Source organism: Granulicella sp. dw_53 (genome assembly GCF_018449545.1).
Classification (GTDB): Bacteria; Acidobacteriota; Terriglobia; order Terriglobales; family Acidobacteriaceae; genus Edaphobacter.
The window spans coordinates 46,008-63,751 of sequence record NZ_JAAVUR010000003.1 but is presented as its reverse complement, the minus strand read 5'-3'; the positions used below and the strand labels follow the sequence as shown (position 1 = coordinate 63,751).

Below are 17,744 nucleotides of genomic sequence, written 5' to 3'. Positions count from 1 at the left end.
CCGATCTTATGCCGTCGGTGCAGTCGAGCAAGCACTGCAGTTGCCGCCCGCTTTTGAGAGGGCATTTTGCGCCGAACGGAGATATATCGATAGAAGTCTTTTTTAAGGGAGAGCATTTAATGAGACGCATATACCTACCAGGTATGTTTGGAGTTTTATTGCTAACCGCGGGGATGGCACTGGGGCAGGCTACCAGCGGCGACTTGACGGGCAAGATCGTGGACGAGACTGGAGCAGTCATTGCAGGCGCGACGGTCGAAGTGACCAACGTCGATACCGGCGTTACGACAACGATTACGGGATCGTCCGCAGGTGACATCCGTATCTCGAACCTGCTGCCGGGCAACTACAACGTGAGCGCATCGGCGCAGGGATTTGCGGTCTACACGCTGAAGAACGTCCGCATCGATTTGAACAAGAGATCCAATGTGACCCTTACCCTCGCTCCGAGCGGCTCGAATTCAAGTGTCGATGTATCAGCGGAGGCGGCGGCCAACCTTGATACGACTTCGACGAACCTGACGCAGACCTTCGGGACTCAAGAATTGTCTACCTTGCCGAGTGCGACTACCGGCCTCAACGGTGTTCTGAACGTCTCCCTTTTGAGTCCCAATGTGGCATCGACGGGTGGTATTGGAATCGGGGCGGGACCATCAGTTGGAGGCCAGCGTCCACGTAACAATAACTTCACTCTAGAAGGTATTGATAACAACGATAAATCGCTGACCGGGCCGCTTATCAATGTTCCCAACGACGCGGTGGGCGAGTTTTCGCTAATTACGAATCAATTTTCGCCTGAGTTCGGACATTCGTCCGGAGGTCAGTTCAATGTGAACGTCATCCATGGAACCAACAAGTTTCACGGAAAGGTCTACGAGTATTTTCAAAACCGCAATCTAAATGCGGAGAATGCTTCGGCTGGGCAGAAGATACCGAATCCAGGATTAGACGACAATCGATATGGTGCCCAACTAGGGGGACCAATCCTGAATGATAAGTTGTTCTTCTTCGTCAATTTCGAGCGACATACGACCAATAGCGTCATTCAAAATGTTGTTTGCGTCCCGACCGTGGCGGGTTTTGCACAGCTCAACGCGGTTGCCGGAGCCTATAACCTGAACGCGAATAATCTTTCCCAGCTTGCCAAGTACACTCCAGCGGTGACGAACCAGGTCGACGCAGCGAACGATGGTGCTTGCTTCAACCAGCCAACGGGTCCGCAGACGATAGCTATCTATAGCGATACGGCTAAGCAAGGGATACTTCCATATGCTGGTGTAAGCACTCAGCCAGTGTTCGGCTCGCAGAACCGACTGGATATTCCTGTAGGTAACTTCAATATTAACGGACCCTCAAAAAATCTTACGAAGGTTCTGACGACCAGTGCGGATTGGACGATCTCCCCTAAGGACAGTCTCCGTGTACGATATCTTTATAGCGATAATCCGAGACCCGACACGTTCGCATCACTCCCAGCCTTCTATACTCCGCAGCCTTTCATTAGTCATCTCGCTACGCTCAGCGAATTTCACACGTTTACGGCGAATTTGACCAATGAAGTCCGCCTCGGAGTTCATCGCTTTCTAAATCCCAATCCTGCGGGTTCTTTCACCTACCCGGGTTTAACTGCATTTCCTAATCTGTTGTTTATCGATCAAGGTCAGATCAATTACGGGCCTGATACCAATACCCCCGCTTCGACGATCGAAAATCTATATCAGTTTACGGACAATATTTCCTGGACCAAGGGAAAGCATACGTTCACGATTGGCTTCGATGGTCGCAAGGCGATTTCGCCCCAGCAATTTACTCAGCGTCAGCGTGGAGATTACGAGTACAACTATCTGACGGAGTTCCTGCATGATCTGGCACCAACCAGCCTTGGAGAGCGCTCCACGGGCAATTTCACTTATTATGGAGACCAAACTTCGTTCTATGGTTACGCGAACGATATCTGGCGGGCTACTGCCAAAGTGACATTCAACTATGGCCTTCGGTATGAGTTCACCTCAGTTCCGGTAGGCGAACGACAGCAGCAGCTAAACGCTGCCGCGAGTGTGCCAGGTCTCATTGATTTTCACGCACCTCAGCCTCAATACAAAAACTTCGCACCTCGAATTGGAGTGAACTTTGCTCCTGACGAGAAGACGTCTATTCGCGCGGCCTTCGGTATGTCTTATGATGTTCTATTCGATAATCTAGGCACGCTGAGCGCTCCCCCGCAGTTATCTGCGACCAATGATGTTGGCAACGTAGGACAGCCTCAACCGGGCGATCCGAACTTTCTCGCGAAAGGAGGACTTGCAGGAGGAGTAGGAACTGGGATCAAAAACTTTGACGGTGATCTCGTAGCCCAACGTGCGGCGACAGCAGGCTTTCTTCCGGATCAACGACTGCCTTATGCGGAGACGTGGTCACTGGGTATTCAGCGGGTCTTCGGTGCGAACTACACGGGTGAGATCCGGTATCTGGGAACGCGTGGAATACACTTGCCAACTCAGACGAACCCGAATATCCAGGCTAAGGTCACGGCCGCGAATCAATTGCCTACCAGCCTGACAGGAAGTACCAGTATTGCAACCAGTCCGACAGCCAACACCCTTGCCAACCTGGAAGCTCTATCGGAGATCGTTCCGGCGTATCAACTTCCGGCACCCGACGGCACACTTCAGGGCTTTACTAGTAGGATCACTGCCTACCTGCCTTCGTCTGAATCAAACTATAATGCGCTTTCATTGTCGCTGCAGCGGCGGTTTCAGCATGGATTTTTGCTGAATGCCGCTTATACGTGGAGCAAGACGATGGATGATGCGACGGCTGAAGTGTTCTCAACCACTCTTACTCCACGGCGTCCGCAGGACTCGCAGAATCTGGCGAACGACTATAGTCGATCGGCGTTAGATCGTACCCATCGGTTGACGATTGCTGCGGTATACGAATTGCCTTATTTCAAGCATTCGAATTGGCTGATGAAGAATGCAGTCGGCAATTGGGTGGTTTCACCGATCTATACTTATGAGTCCCCGGCGTATGCAACAGCGCTCTCTGGGGTGAACTCAAACCTAAATGGCGATTCTTCAACGATCGATCGTCCGATCATCAATCCCAATGGCGTGAAGGGAACGGGGTCGGGCGTGGCCGGTGTCTACAGCACGACTCTCGCAAGTAAATGTGGCAGCGGTATAACACAATGTGACGCGAATCTGGTTGGATATGTGGCGACTAACCCGAACGCTTATTACATTGAGGCAGGAGCAGGAACCCTTCCGACCGCAGGTCGCAATACGCTGCCGATCCGTCCGATCGATAACGTTGATCTGACGTTAAGCAAGAGGCTCAACATCACTGAGGGCGTAACCTTTGAATTTCAGGCGATGGCGTTCAATGCTTTGAACCATCCGCAGTATCTGCCGGGATCGTTGAATGGAGTCGAGACCGATCTGTCCGCTCAATTTCTATCGACGCAGTTCCAAACCGTAAGTAACCCCTCGTTCAATCATCCGGAGAAGGAGTTCAAAGCCAACGCCAGAGGTATGCAGCTTGCTACGAAGATCAGCTTCTAATGTAGGATCTGCAGACCGGTAAGACTAGAGTGGAGACTTCGGTCTCCACTTTTTCTTTAAGGCACTTGATGCGGGAATGATTCGGTCTCGGATTTTCCTCAACGCCGTTCTCCGCGCCTGAAAAGTGTTTTGTAAGTCAGGCAGGTACATTCTTTGGCCATTATCCGAGTTGGCGCGGAGTGGTGATGTAGCGTCTCCTTTGACAAATAACTTCTCTGCTGATACTTTCTGGATTATTAAGTTATCGCGATGAATAATCTTCTCCACATCTCGCAAAGAGTGTGTCCCCGACAGGATCAGCGCATCTTCAGCGCTGGTTGTTGTTGCTAGAAAACACTCGCAAGTCCTGCCTCCGAGAAAATCTCTGACCTGATTGGTTCGTGCATGCACGTTGGATTCGCCGTGAGCGAGTTCTCGGCTGCAGGGCTCATCCGTGGGCGAAGTTCTTCTCTTCGTATGTGTTCGATCAAGGAATGGAACGATGGAACAATCTGCCCTACTTGCACTCTGGCAAAATCGTCGCGAACGTAAGCTTTTTGCGGGAATTGTATTTTTGTTGACGTCCGCATTTTCGTATTCGCAGACCTCGGTTATTAAGGCTTCGCAGCCTACCATTGCTGCCCAAGCGGTTGACGTGCAAGGCGCTCTTGCGCAACGGCAAGTGTTTTTTAAGCAGAACTGCTCCGGCTGCCATAACGACGATTTGCGACGTGGTGGATTCAGCACGACGCAGTTGAATCTGGCGCATCCAGAGCAGAGCCGCGAGTGGGCGGAGAAGGTCATCGAGAAGCTTCGGTTGGGCATGATGCCTCCGTTGCCGATGCCGCGACCAGCGGCGTCAGAGGTGAATCCGCTGCTGACCTGGCTGGAGGCGTCTGTGGATCGCGATGCCGCTCGTCATCCCTATGTTGGTTTTGTTGGACTGCATCGCCTCAATCGTGTGGAGTATGCGAACTCGGTACGGGCTCTTCTGAACATGGATGTGGATGTCACGTCTTTGTTGCCTGCGGACGACCTGAGCCATGGATTCAATAACATTGCAGATGCGTTGACGATCTCGCCGTCTCTACTAAAGGCTTATGTGGATGCGGCCGGTAAGATCAGTCGACAGGCTATCGGTGACTCTGAGGCCGTCTCTACTGAATCGACTTACCGGATTCCGCGAGTGATCTCTCAGACTCGGCAGATTGATGGGACGCCTTATGGATCTCGGGGCGGTGTTGCGGTGGTGCATCTGTTTCCTGCCGATGGGGAGTATATCTTCAAGCTTGCCTTCTATACGCATCAGCAGGGATATCTCTTCGGTCAGAACCAAGGCAAGGGGCAGCAGATTGAGGTATCGGTGAATGGCGCGCGAGTGGCTGTGTTCGATATCGATCCAAAGTGGAAGGTGGGTCAGGATCTAAAGACGCCGCCGATCGCGGTGAAGGCAGGACCGCAGGAGATTTCGGCAGCGTTTATTAAGAAGTTCGACGGTCCCATTCAGGATGAGGTGCAGCCGTATGTCCAGAGCCTGATCGATGTCAATGTGGCGAATCTTCCGGGGCTTACCACGTTGCCACACCTTTACGGATTGACGATTGTGGGTCCGACGAAGGTGAGCGCCGTCTCTGACACGCCGAGTCGCGAACGGGTCTTTGTGTGCCATCCAGAGGTACGTGCGAAGCAGGATGCGTGTGCGAAAAGAATTGTGACACGACTTGTGCGGGAGGCGTATCGCGGGCCTGCAACTCGAGAGAATGTTGCATTGGCGTTGCAGTTTTATACGCGCCAGAGATTGGCGGGGCGGAGCTTCGATGAGGGCATCCGTGCGGCGTTACAGTCCATTTTGGCGAATCCTCAGTTCGTCTTCCGGTTCGAGCATGGGCCTCGACCGAGGCGTGATGGACTGCCGGTCCGTTTGAACGATTTGGAACTTGCTTCGAGGCTCTCCTACTTTCTTTGGAGTGCGCCGCCAGATGACACGTTGGTTCGTGTGGCGGTGCGAAATCAACTGCATCAACCAGTCGTACTGAAGCAGCAGGTTAAACGGATGCTTGCGGATAAGCGTTCGAGTGCGCTAGCAACCAACTTTGCCGTACAGTGGCTGAATCTGAATAATCTGAAGGATGTGTTGCCGGATCCTTACCTCTATCCGAACTTCGATAATAATCTGGCTCACTCGATGTTGCGTGAGACTGAGCTGTTCTTTGGCAGTATTGTGCGAGAAGACCATAACGTGCTGGACCTTCTGGATGCGGACTATACGTTCGTCGATGAGGCGTTGGCGAAGCACTATGGTATCCCCAACGTTCTCGGCAACCGCTTCCGAAGGATCGATGTGCGCGATGAGACACGGCGTGGGCTGTTAGGGCAGGCTAGTATTCTTACGCTTACTTCTGCTGCTAACCGTACCTCGCCGGTGACGCGCGGCAAGTGGATTCTTCAAGTGTTGCTTGGAGCTCCTCCACCTCCGCCGCCTCCGAACGTTCCGACGCTGGTGGAGGCTGGTGAGGATGCGACACCGCGCACCGTGAGGCAACGGCTGGAAGAGCATCGCAAGAATCCTTTCTGCGCCTCATGCCACAACAGGATCGACGCGCAGGGATTTGCGCTGGAGAACTTTGACGCAACGGGAGCGTGGCGGAAGTTGGACAATGGAAAGCCGATTGATAGCACGGGAACGATGTTCGACGGTTCCAAGCTTGATGGACCCGTGGCGCTTCGCCGGGCGCTGCTTAGCCACTCCGATGCCTTCTTGCGTACCTTCACGGAGAATCTGCTTGTCTATGGGCTTGGGCGTGTTCCGGATTATCGAGATCAACCGCTGGTGCGCTCTATCATTGATCGTTCTCGTAAGAACAACTATCGTTTCTCTGACATTGTGAGTGGAATCGTAGAGAGCAGCGCCTTTCAGGAACGTGATGAGAATACGAATCCTCCTGCTCCTAAGCGGCAACCAGCAGTGCGCGTAAACTCAGCGTCTGTTGGTTCCGTTAGTGGCGGTACTCGGGTGGTTTTGCGCGATGGGAGCTTTTAGATGAGGGCTTTTGACTGCAAAGGTATTGACGTTGTGAACAATTGGCGATATGTTCAAAGTAACTCAGGAACCCCAGACACTGTGATGACGCTTTTTTCCATGCCGGCCTTGATGATCATGCGCACCATGCGTATGCGGGCTAGCATCGTCTGTCGTTGTTGCTAGTACCGCACTCCTAAGCTCCCCCTTATACAACTGAAATGAGATTGCTTTGAGGCAATCGTGCGGGTTTCGCACATTAAGCCTCGAACTCCGGCGACGTATGTGCTTTTCGCACAGGCCAATTCGTTCGCCGCATACACATGATCTCCCTGGATACGCTATGTACCTGACACAACGACACCTATCGCGCCGCACCATTCTTCGGGGCCTCGGAGCCTCTCTCGGTCTGCCTTTGCTGGATGCGATGATTCCGGCAGCGACTGCACTTGCGCAGTCTGCCAACCTGCATAAGACACGGCTCGCCTGCATCGAGATGGTTCACGGCGCGGCGGGGAGCACGATGGATGGCAGCAGCAAGCACTATTGGTCTCCCGTCCGCGAGGGCAGGGACTTTGAGTTCACACAGACTCTCAGTCCTCTGGAGAAGCATCGCGATTATCTGACGATCGTCTCGAACACGGATTTGAATCCTGCGGGAGCGTATGCACCCTCGGAGCAGGGGGGCGATCACTTCCGTTCGAGTGCGGCGTACCTGACGGCTGCCCATCCCAAGATGACGGAGAGCACGGACATCTACGCCGGAACGTCCCTCGATCAGATCTATGCCTCGAAAGCGGGTCAGGATACTCCGTTGCCTTCTATTCAGCTTTGCATCGAGGACGTAGACGCCACTGGGGCCTGCGCCTATGGCTATGCTTGCGTCTATTCGGACACGATTAGCTGGGCTTCTCCAACGCAGCCACTTCCGATGACGCTCGATCCGAGGGTTGCGTTTGAGAACTTATTTGGCGATGGATCCACGGCGAAGGATCGGGCTGAACGCCGTGCGCTTGATCGCAGCATCCTTGATGGGATTGTCCAGCAGATGCCTCGTCTGCGCGGGGACTTAGGCGGCGCAGATCGATTGAGATTGGATGCTTACCTTACTGACTTGCGGGAGATTGAGCGCCGCATCCAGAACATCGAGCGATACAACCAGACCGCGAAGGAGAGCGCGGCTTTGCCAAAAGCTCCTCTGGGTGTACCGGAGTCCTACGAAGAGCATGTGAAGTTGATGTTCGATCTACAGGTGCTCGCGTTCATGACGGATACGACCCGCGTCTCATCGTTCAAGATGAGCCGCGACGTCAGCCAGCGGGTCTTTCCTGGCAGCGGTGTAACGACGCCCTTTCACTCCTGCTCGCACCACGGAGAAAGCCCGACGCGTATCGCGGAGTTTGCGAAGATCAACTGCTATCACGTCTCTCTGCTTGGTTATTTTCTAGACAAGCTTGCCGCGACACCCGATGGAGATGGTACTCTGCTTGACCACTCCCTGGTGGTGTACGGAAGCCCGATGGGCGACTCCAATGTGCATAACCATAAGCGTGTTCCCATGCTGCTCGCGGGCCATGCGAATGGGACGATCCAAGGCAACTACCATCTGAGGACGCCTGAAGGTACGCCTACAGCGAATGCCTACCAGACCATCCTGCATCGGCTGGGAGTGAATGCTCAGTCTATCGGCGACAGTACAGGTCAGTTGTCCATCTAGGGAGAGGAGAACGCGATGCAGCTTGCGAAACCGGTACTTTTCTTGTTTGCAACATTTCTGGGCGCGCTTCCTCTCTCTGTGGCAGAGGGATCGAAGGCGAGGGGTGTGAATTCAATTCCGAAGCCGAGCGAGTTGATTCGGGCCTCAAAGGAGGATGATCGCGAGCTTGTACGGAGGCTCATCGCTCGTCATGCCGATGTCAATGCTACGCAGGGCGATGGCTTCTCCGCCTTGCACTGGGCTGCCTACAATGACGATGTCGAGCTCGTGCAGTTGCTGCTGAAGGCGAGAGCGGCTCCGGAGGCCCGCACACGTCTAGAGGGAGTGACGCCACTGATGCTCGCCGCAGGCAACGGGGATGCCGCGTCCATTGAAGCACTGTTGGCGGCTGGAGCGAAGGTCGACACAGCCAACGAGAATGGCACAACGCCGCTGATGCAGGCTGCCGCAGCGGGAACGTCCGATGCGCTGCTTGTCCTCCTGAATCACGGAGCGAATATTAACACTCGGGAGAAGACCTTTGGCCAGAGTGCTCTCTTTTTCGCCGCGGCGAGAGACCGAATTGGCGCTATCCGTGTGCTGACGCAACATGGCGCCGATACGACCTACAAGACCAGCGTGCAGAAGTTGGAGCGAGTCACTGTGGGCGTGAATGGTGAAGAACTTGCTGCCGGTGCGCAAAAAGATCCTGGCTTGCGAGGTGGCGTTGCAGCAAAGGCAATAGTCTCTGAAGCTAAATCTGAAGGGTCGGACAATGTAGTAAAAGCTGAACCTGATGCAAAGACCGTCACTGCAGAGGCTGCTAGAAAGACGTCGTCGCCAAGCCAAGAGGCGGAACATCAAGAGCACTCCGTGAAGAATGAAAAGCCAACGCCGGGGGGTAAGAAAGACACTCCGGATGCCTATGGATTCACTGCGGAAGACCGCCGCAACCGTGTCTACGGTAGCCTCTCCATTGGTGGTTTGACGGCGCTGCATGTTGCGGCTCGCGACGGGCAGACTTCGGCTGTGAAGGCACTCCTGTCTGCTCATGCCGATATCAACGCACGCAGCGAGACCGACAAGGCCACTCCTCTGCTGCTTGCTCTCATCAACGGCCACTATGACACGGCAAAGGTTCTGATTGAACACAACGCAGATGTAACGCTCACGTCTTCTGATGGACTTAGTGCGCTTTATGCGGTGATCGATGTGCAGTGGGCGCCACATACCTGGTATCCGCAACCTATTACAGCGCAGGAAGACACCACATATCTTGATCTGCTGAGACTAATGCTGGATCGCAAGGCTGATCCAAATACCGCGCTCACAAGAAAATTATGGTTTCGCGTCTTCGCAAACGATGAGACATGGGTTGATGTGACGGGGGCAACACCCTTCTGGCGGGCGGCGTTGGCAAGCGATCTTCAAGTGATGGAGTTGCTCGCTGCGCATGGTGCGGATACAAACGTCGCCACGAAGAGCGCGGACACGGCCCTCATGGCCGCCGCCGGTGTCGGCTGGGCTGCTTACTGGACCTCCAACGCACCTTCCGCTCGCATCGATGCCGTGAAGTTCTGCCTGGAGCATGGCGCCGACCTTAATAAGGCGGATGTCAAAGGCTATACGGCGCTTCATGGTGCTGCTTTTCGCGGAGACGATGCCCTGATTACGTATTTGTTGGCGCATGGCGCGGACCTCGGCGCGAAGACAAAGCTCGGGGACACGGTTGCCGATTCGGCAAACGGCCTCTTTGAGCATGCAGTGGTCCATCCCGAGACAGTTGCTCTGCTTGAGCGGCTTGGTTCCAAAAGCAGCAATAATTGCCGCTCCAATGAATGCCTTGTGCCGACCAAAGAGGATAAGCCGGTGAACACTGCTAAGGCTGAGTCAACTAAGAGCGAGAGCATATCCGATACGAAACCGGCCGGGGAGAAGAAGTAGCCATGCATAAACTCTGCTCTCAAGCTCGGATTGAAGTTTCGGCAGCTCGTTCCTTTTCAAGATGTGTCGTTGAGCGAATGCGAATGCACCCTTGCTGGCGCCGTTGTTGTCGTTGTCGATAGAGTTCTCTTCTATTGTCACGTTCTGCCCGAAGGGGCCTAGCGCGATGACGACCATGCCACCCTGAACCTAGCTATAGAGCCCTCGCGCATTGACTCCAAGCCATTGGGAGCAAACCCATGTGCGTGCAGGAATGCTGGACAGCCTTGAAGGAGAAACCAAGTGTTTCGACGTGCGTTATATATCTCTCTCTTGCTTCCTCTCTCCATTCCGGGTTTCGCGCAGAGTGTAACTGCCACTCTGCGCGGTAGCGTGCACGATTCTTCCGGTGCGGCCATCACTGGTGCGACCGTGATCGTAACGAATACCGAGAAGGGTGAGACGCGGACCGTTGTTGTCAATGAGTCGGGCGATTATCTTGTGACGCAGTTACAGCCGCAAGAGTACTCGATTACGGTCACGGCTCCCAAGTTTAGGACGGTTGTGAACGCACACTTCGTCCTCCAGGTAAACCAGGAGGCACGCTATGACGCCGTTCTTTTGATCGGTGATGTGTCGGAGAAAGTCGAAGTTACGACAGGAGCTCCTCTTATCCAGACGGAGGATTCACTCAATGGCGCTGTGATCGACGAGGCGAAGATCAAGCAGCTTCCAAGCAACTCGCGTAACTTCTGGCAGCTCGCCCAGCTTGATCCTAACGTGAGTGCGACGACGGCAAGTTCGAGCCTGCAGACGAGGGGAGGTTTTGTGGTCGCTGGCATGCCGGACACTACGAACAACTATTTACTAGATGGCGCCGACGATAATGACTGGACGACCAATCAGCCCACGGTGCGGCCGTCGTTGGATGCGATCCGCGAGTTTCGTATCATCAGTAGCATCGCCCCTGCGGAGTATGGTCGCCACTCTGGAGGGCAGGTGCTGCTCAGCACGAAGTCAGGCACTAATAGCGTGCATGGTTCGGTCTTCGGCTTCTACCGGACTGGCAAGGTGAATGCACGTCCGTACTTTACTAACACAGCAAACCCTCCTTACAACAGCAAGCAGTTGGGTGGTTCCATTGGCGGCCCTATCTGGAAGGACAAAAGTTTCTTCTTCGCGTCGTATGAAGGAACCTTTACGTCCTTTTCTCCTGGGGTTCAACTGTCCGTTCCGAATAGTCAATATCTATCGGCCGCGAGCTCGGGCGATTTTGGTTTTCTCGGTACACAACTTACTGACCCTGTCTCTGGCCTAAAGACGACAAGCTTTTCCCCGTCTCGCTTTTCGTCAGTCAGTCTTGCCCTGTTGAAGTATTTTCCGCAGGCGCAAAATCAAGCTTTGGCCAGCAACAACTTCACCAATAACGTCTCAAATGTCTCCAATAACCATCAGGTCACCTTCCGGGTCGATCAGCGCCTCTCGAATAAGCAGAATATTGCAGGGGAGTACACCGTCCTTACCGGCAAAGATACTGGCACTTCCGGCGACTTTACAGGCGCTTCTACGACACCAAACTTTGGGGTTATTGGGCCGCACACCTATCAACATGCTTCGTTCGTGGATGATTATGTTTTTACTCCTAACGTCATCAACGAGTTTCGCGGCGGCTTCAATCGCATGGATGCGGGTTATCAGAATGAAGACCAAAAATACGGAGATGTGGTGGGTGCCCTGGGTCTGCCGCGAGGCGGTAGCGGGTTACAGTCTTCGGACTCGGGAAACATCGGTGTTCCGTATGTCAGTATCGCTGGCTTTAGTTCTATTGGGCTTAACAATGATCCTCAGTGGCGCGGCGATAATACCGTTCACCTTGTCGACGGACTTACCTGGGTGAAGGGAAGTCACAGCATTAAGATTGGCGGAGACTACTTCAACTTCTTCAAGCACTCCTTCTTCGTGAGTACTGGACGTGGCTCGTTCAGCTTTACCAACACGACTTATACTGGCAACGCCTGGGCAGACTTCCTCCTGGGCTATATCTCGAGCGACTCGTACGGCACCGGCAACGAGCAACAGTTTCCGAGGCAGCGGGCATTCTCGCTTTATGTGCAGGATGAGTGGAAGGCGACCAGGTCTCTCACGCTCAACTACGGCCTGCGCTACGAGTATGCCGCGCCTCACACAGAGGGATACAACCGCATCTCCAAGTTCGATCCGGCTCAGAACGCCGTGCTGACGGGCGCGGGACAGACCTATACGGTAAATAGCACGACAGGTCTACTCGAGGTTTCGGGAGCTAATCCTATCTTTACGACGCTCTATGACAAGACGCCAAGCGACTTTGCACCGCGTCTTGGCTTCGCGTATCGGGTGAAGGGAAGCGATAAGACGGTGATTCGTGGCGGAGCCGGTATCTACTACAATCTTGTCGCTGTACAAACCTGGAACAGCGCTACTGCGTTGGGTGCACCTTTTCTCTTGAGCAAGTCGTTTACGGGCACCAGGGCAGCTCCATTGCAGTGGTCACGTCCCTTTGGTTCGACGCAGCCTGTTGGCGGCGTTGGGGTGACATCGATCAATCCTGTTATGCCTCGTCCTTATGTGACGCAGTACAGTTTGGGTATTCAGCATCAGTTTGGTGCTACGACGCTGCTGGAGGTGTCCTACCAGGGATCGAAGGGAACGCATTCGACGGGGAGCTATGCCGCTAACAACCCAAGTCTAGCTACGCGAGTTGCTAATCCGACTGCAACGATTCAGTCGCTTCGTCCCTTCAATAACGTAGGGAGTAACTCCCAATGGGGAGCTATCTCGATCATCAACTCTGGTGTTTCCAGTAACTACAACAGCTTGTTGGTGCGAGTTGAAAAGCGGTATAGCAACGGGTTGAACTTTCTTTCCCATCTCGTCTATGCGAAGTCTTTGGACAACAACAATACCGCGCAGGATCCAGCCCATCCTCAACAGGAGTGGGGTCTTTCGGATTACGATCAGAAGCTGCGTTTTGTTACCTCTGGCTTCTACGATCTGCCCTTTGGTCATGGCCGCAGATGGTTGAATGGCTCGCGGTCGATCGGTAGTGTGCTTGCGGGGGGATGGCAGGCGTCTACTGTGCTGACTTTGCAGGGTGGACGTCCCTTCACCGTCTCAACTACGGATAGTATTGCCTCCAATACGGGTGCGTCCGATCGGGCGTTTGTGGTGGCCGGCCAGGATCCGAATGCTGCAGTGGACTCGCGCACCGGAGCCAGGACTCACACGGTCACCAACTGGTTTAATACAGGGGCGTTCCGAGCAAACGATCCTGCCAATGCAAATACAACGACGAGCACCGTATTCAACTACGGTACGACGAGACGCAACAACCTGCGCGGGCCGGGGCTTCAGAACGTCGACTTCGGATTGGATCGCCACATACCCCTGTGGCACGAACGCACCAATCTGGAGCTGCGTGTCGATGCTTTCAATATTCTTAACCATCCGAACTTTGGCAATCCTGCTTCCAGCTATGGCAGTTTGGCGACGCTCGGTACGATCTCGACGACGGTGGGCAGTAATGTAGCCACGGCGACGGGTTCTAATCGTCAGCTCCAGTTCGCACTACGGATCAATTACTAAATGCGCCCTAAAGCTGGTCTTGAACTTTGGGTCAGCGATCACTTTCATCAGTCGTATCAGCCGTCAGACCGATAAGGAGCTTTATGAACCACTTCATCAAGAGCAACAAGTACTCAAGGGCTGCGCTTGTTTTAACTGCAGCTATGGCACTCGGCGTGAGGACGTTGCTTGCCGCGGATTCGCCTTCCATCACAGGCAAGATCTCCGCTCATGTTCCTACGTCTGTATTCCTTGAGGATCTGACCTGGCCAGAACTGTATCACGCGATTCACGATGAAGGAAAGACGACTGTCCTCATCTTTAATGGAGGCACGGAGCAACGAGGTCCTCAAAATGCCATTGGGGGACACACTTTTATTGCCCGGGCGACTGCTGAAGGAATTGCACGCAAGCTTGGAAATGCGATTGTTGCACCGGTCAATCCGTTCTCTCTCAATCGAGCGAATCCTAGCCAGCCTGGGACTATCGGGGTATCCAGCGCGGTCTTTACCCAACTTAACGAAGAAGTCGCGGAGCAGTTGATTGTGGATGGCTTCAAGAACGTCATCCTGCTTGGCGATCATGGGGGCGGCCAGAAAGAGTTGCGAGAGCTCGCGCAGAAGCTTGACGCAAAGTATGAGTCGGCGGGAGTTCGCGTCGTCTACTCAGACGGTCCTTATACCAAAGCGAACGATGAGTTTGACGCCTGGCTTGAGAAGAACGGCTATCCTCCAAGCTCCCACGGAGGTATCCCGGATACGTCCGAACTGCTCTACCTGGAAGGCAAAAATAACTGGGTGCGATCCGACCTCTTGCCTACTGCCGTTGGCGATGCTCCACGCAAGCCCGGCGAGCCGCGTTCCCCGGTGGAGAAGCACTCCGATACGGGCATCGTTGGCGATGCCCGCCGCTCCTCGGCCGCTCTTGGGAAACGCTTCATCGATTTGAAGATACAGTTGGGAGCCGATCAGATTCAGACGCTTCTACAGGCTAAGTCGTCCAAAGTTACTGCCAGTGGTTCGCAGTAAAGGTTTACTCTAGATGGAGTCACTGAAGCGTGGCCCGAACTTCTTTTTACTTTGTGACAATCCAAAGGAGCCTTAACACATGTCGACATCGTTTGCAGTCGAAGCAGAGCACATAGATCCGAGCAGTGCGCGAGCGCCGATCGCCTTTCTTTACGAGCATCCCCAATGGTTCGCACCTATCTTCGCGGAACTCGAACGGCGCAATGTGAAGTTTCAGCGGCTCTTCGCTCCGGATCACTTCTATTCGGTGGACGGATCTTCTCTTCCGCCTTTCAAGGTACTTTTCAATCGCATGAGTCCTTCCGCCGATAGCCGCGATCATGGCTCTGGCGTCTTTCACACACTCTCCTGGCTGGGCCACCTTGAGCTTCAGGGTGTGCGCGTCCTAAATGGCGCAAAGGCCTTTCAATATGAGATATCGAAGGCGCTGCAACACTCACTCCTTCAGTCGCTTGGTTTGCGTTATCCATCTTCGCGCGTAATTCATCAGGCGAGTCAAGCGATTGACGCGGCCGAGGGATTACGGTATCCGATTGTGATCAAGCCGAACGTCGGCGGGAGCGGCAAAGGCATCCAGAGATTCGACACTCCAGAGCAACTGTCGCGCGCGGTGATTCAGGACGCGATCGAGTTCGGCCTTGACCATGTAGCGCTTGTCCAGGAGTTTATTCCGGCACGCGGCGGATTCATCTCGCGCGTAGAGACAATTGGTGGCAAGTATCTTTACGGGATTCAAGTCCATCTAACAGGGCAGACCTTCGACCTATGCCCAGCGGACATCTGCCAGACGGCCCGCGGCGAGGCCCTCGATAACGCCTGCGTGCTTGAAGCCTCTAAAGCGGGCTTGCGTGTTGAGGGCTTTACCCCATCTGCGGAGGTGATCCGCGCAATCGAGTTAATCGTGCAGTCTGCGGGTATCGATGTAGGTGGCGTTGAGTATATTGTGGATGACCGCGATGGCGAGATCTATTTCTACGACGTGAATGCGCTTTCGAACTTTGTTGCTGACCCACTTCGTGTCATCGGGTTCAATCCATTTGAAAGATTGGCTGATTTCCTAGAGCGGGAGGTGGCCAATGCCGTCTAATGGCTTACGTTTTGGCTACTGGATGCCGGTCTTCGGAGGGTGGTTGCGCAATGTCGAAGATGAGGGCATGGAGGCGTCCTGGGCTTACACCAGTCGGCTTGCAAGACGCAGCGAGGAGTTAGGCTTCGATCTTTCGCTGATTGCTGAGTTGAACCTGAATGATATTAAGGGAGTCGACGCTCCGAGCCTGGACGCGTGGTCGACGGCGGCGGCACTAGCTGCGGTCACGGAGACCTTGGAGCTCATGGTGGCGGTGAGGCCTACGTTCCACTCGCCGGCGTTGCTAGCAAAGCAGGCCGCAAATATCGACCACATCTCGAACGGGAGACTGGCGCTCAACGTTGTCAGCTCGTGGTGGGAGCAGGAGGCCCGGATGTACGGCGTCCACTTTGAGCAGCACGACGATCGCTACGCGCGTACCTCCGAGTGGCTTGATGTGGTGAATGGCGCCTGGTCACAGTCAAATTTCTCTTATACGGGTAAGTTTTATAAGACGGAAGCGACGGTGCTGGAGCCCAAGCCCGTACGCTCGCCGCGTCCGCCGATCTATGCGGGTGGCGAGAGCGAAGCGGCCAAGAACCTAATCGCACTCAAATGCGATGCGTATGTGATGCACGGCGACTCGCCTGATCATGTGAGTGCGAAGATCGCCGATATGCGCGAGCGCCGAGAAAAGTTCGGCCTCGGAGCCATGCAGTTCGGCGTCGCTGGTTATGCCTTTACCAGAAACACAGAAGAAGAGGTAGGCCAAGAGTTAGCACGCATCACCGATGTGAAGCAGAACGCGAAGGGATTCGCCAACTATGAACAGTGGCTCAGCGGCACACAGCTTGAGCGGCGCATGTCGATCGAAGAGTACTCCGTATCGAATCGGGGGCTTCGCTCTGGGCTAACCGGTACTCCGCAGCAGGTACAGGATCGTATCGGCGAGTTCGAGCGGGCCGGAGTGAACCTTTTGCTGCTTCAATTCAGCCCACAGTTAGAAGAGATGGAGCGCTTCAGCGCAGATGTAATGCAATCTGTTGCCGTTGCCTGATCTACTTCGGAGACTTACCTATGTTGTATCGTAAATTTACGGCCATAGCTCTCACTCTTGTTGTTGCCGTGCTCAGTGGCTGCCGGAATCACAGTTCGCGGTTGCGTATTGGCGTCACTCCGGGACCGGCTGAAGAGATATTGGCCTCCATCGCCCCGGAGCTTGCGCGCGACGGAGTTGAGTTACAGATTGTGCCGTTCACGGACTATGTGCAGCCAAATCTAGCATTGGCTGGCAAAGACCTCGATGCGAACCTCTATCAGAACATTCCTTTTCTTAGCCAGTTCAACCGGGATCACTCCACAAATTTCGTCCCGGTAGCGAAGGTTTATGTCCCACTGATGGGTATTTATCCGGGCCGAACGAAGTCGCTCGCTGGGCTGCACGACGGAGCACAGGTATCCTTGCCCAATGACCCGGTAAACCAGTCGCGGGCTCTCTATTTGTTGCAGACCGCTGGATTGATATCGCTGCGCAAGGGTTTAGGAAACCAGGCGACGTTGGCAGATGTTATCTATGGGCCACATCCTTTGAAGCTTGTTGAACTCGATGCCTCCCAGTTGCCAAGGAGCCGGCAGGATGTGGATCTGGCGGTCATCAATGCCAACTTCGCTCTCGATGCCGGACTGAACCCGAACAGGGACGCTGTTCTGCATGAGAGTTTGGATTCTGTCTACGTAAACGTGCTCGTAACCAATAGCTCACAGCAATCGGACCCACGCATCGTGAAGTTGGGGGAGTCTCTGCGCTCAACGACGGCAAAGTCCTTTATCGCTGGGCATTATAACGGTGCGATTGTGCCGGCGACATGAG

9 protein-coding genes are annotated in these 17,744 nt (G+C 54.3%); all 9 read left to right on the top strand.

The genetic code is table 11. From position 1 onward, the window contains the following. Nucleotides 1-119: 119 nt before the first annotated feature. Nucleotides 120-3,563 carry a carboxypeptidase regulatory-like domain-containing protein gene (locus HB393_RS05580; protein WP_213804179.1) on the top strand — a complete coding sequence of 1,148 codons (3,444 nt, stop codon included), beginning with the start codon at nucleotides 120-122 and terminating at the stop codon, nucleotides 3,561-3,563. A gap of 553 nt (nucleotides 3,564-4,116) precedes the next feature. Continuing rightward, complete coding sequence (locus HB393_RS05575; RefSeq protein WP_213804178.1) at nucleotides 4,117-6,582, top strand: DUF1592 domain-containing protein; 2,466 nt, start codon at nucleotides 4,117-4,119, stop codon at nucleotides 6,580-6,582. A 322-nt stretch (nucleotides 6,583-6,904) separates the two neighbouring features. Next, nucleotides 6,905-8,278, top strand: a complete 1,374-nt coding sequence (locus HB393_RS05570; protein WP_213804177.1) for a DUF1552 domain-containing protein — start codon at nucleotides 6,905-6,907, stop codon at nucleotides 8,276-8,278. 15 nt (nucleotides 8,279-8,293) lie between these two features. Next, nucleotides 8,294-10,201: an ankyrin repeat domain-containing protein gene (locus HB393_RS05565; protein ID WP_213804176.1), complete on the top strand. Its 1,908-nt coding sequence runs from the start codon at nucleotides 8,294-8,296 to the stop codon at nucleotides 10,199-10,201. Between the two features lie 282 nt (nucleotides 10,202-10,483). Further along, nucleotides 10,484-13,801: a carboxypeptidase-like regulatory domain-containing protein gene (locus HB393_RS05560; protein ID WP_213804175.1), complete on the top strand. Its 3,318-nt coding sequence runs from the start codon at nucleotides 10,484-10,486 to the stop codon at nucleotides 13,799-13,801. A gap of 83 nt (nucleotides 13,802-13,884) precedes the next feature. After that, nucleotides 13,885-14,808: a creatininase family protein gene (locus HB393_RS05555; RefSeq protein ID WP_213804174.1), complete on the top strand. Its 924-nt coding sequence runs from the start codon at nucleotides 13,885-13,887 to the stop codon at nucleotides 14,806-14,808. Nucleotides 14,809-14,887: 79 nt separating this feature from the next. Further along, complete coding sequence (locus HB393_RS05550; RefSeq protein WP_213804173.1) at nucleotides 14,888-15,895, top strand: ATP-grasp domain-containing protein; 1,008 nt, start codon at nucleotides 14,888-14,890, stop codon at nucleotides 15,893-15,895. Next, nucleotides 15,885-16,931, top strand: coding sequence for an LLM class flavin-dependent oxidoreductase (locus HB393_RS05545; RefSeq protein ID WP_213804172.1), 1,047 nt, complete (start codon nucleotides 15,885-15,887; stop codon nucleotides 16,929-16,931). Before HB393_RS05550 ends, HB393_RS05545 begins: the two co-directional genes overlap by 11 nt. A 20-nt stretch (nucleotides 16,932-16,951) precedes the next feature. After that, a complete protein-coding gene (locus HB393_RS05540) occupies nucleotides 16,952-17,743 on the top strand; it encodes a MetQ/NlpA family ABC transporter substrate-binding protein (RefSeq protein WP_213804171.1) in 792 nt (263 codons plus the stop codon). Nucleotide 17,744: the final 1 nt, after the last annotated feature.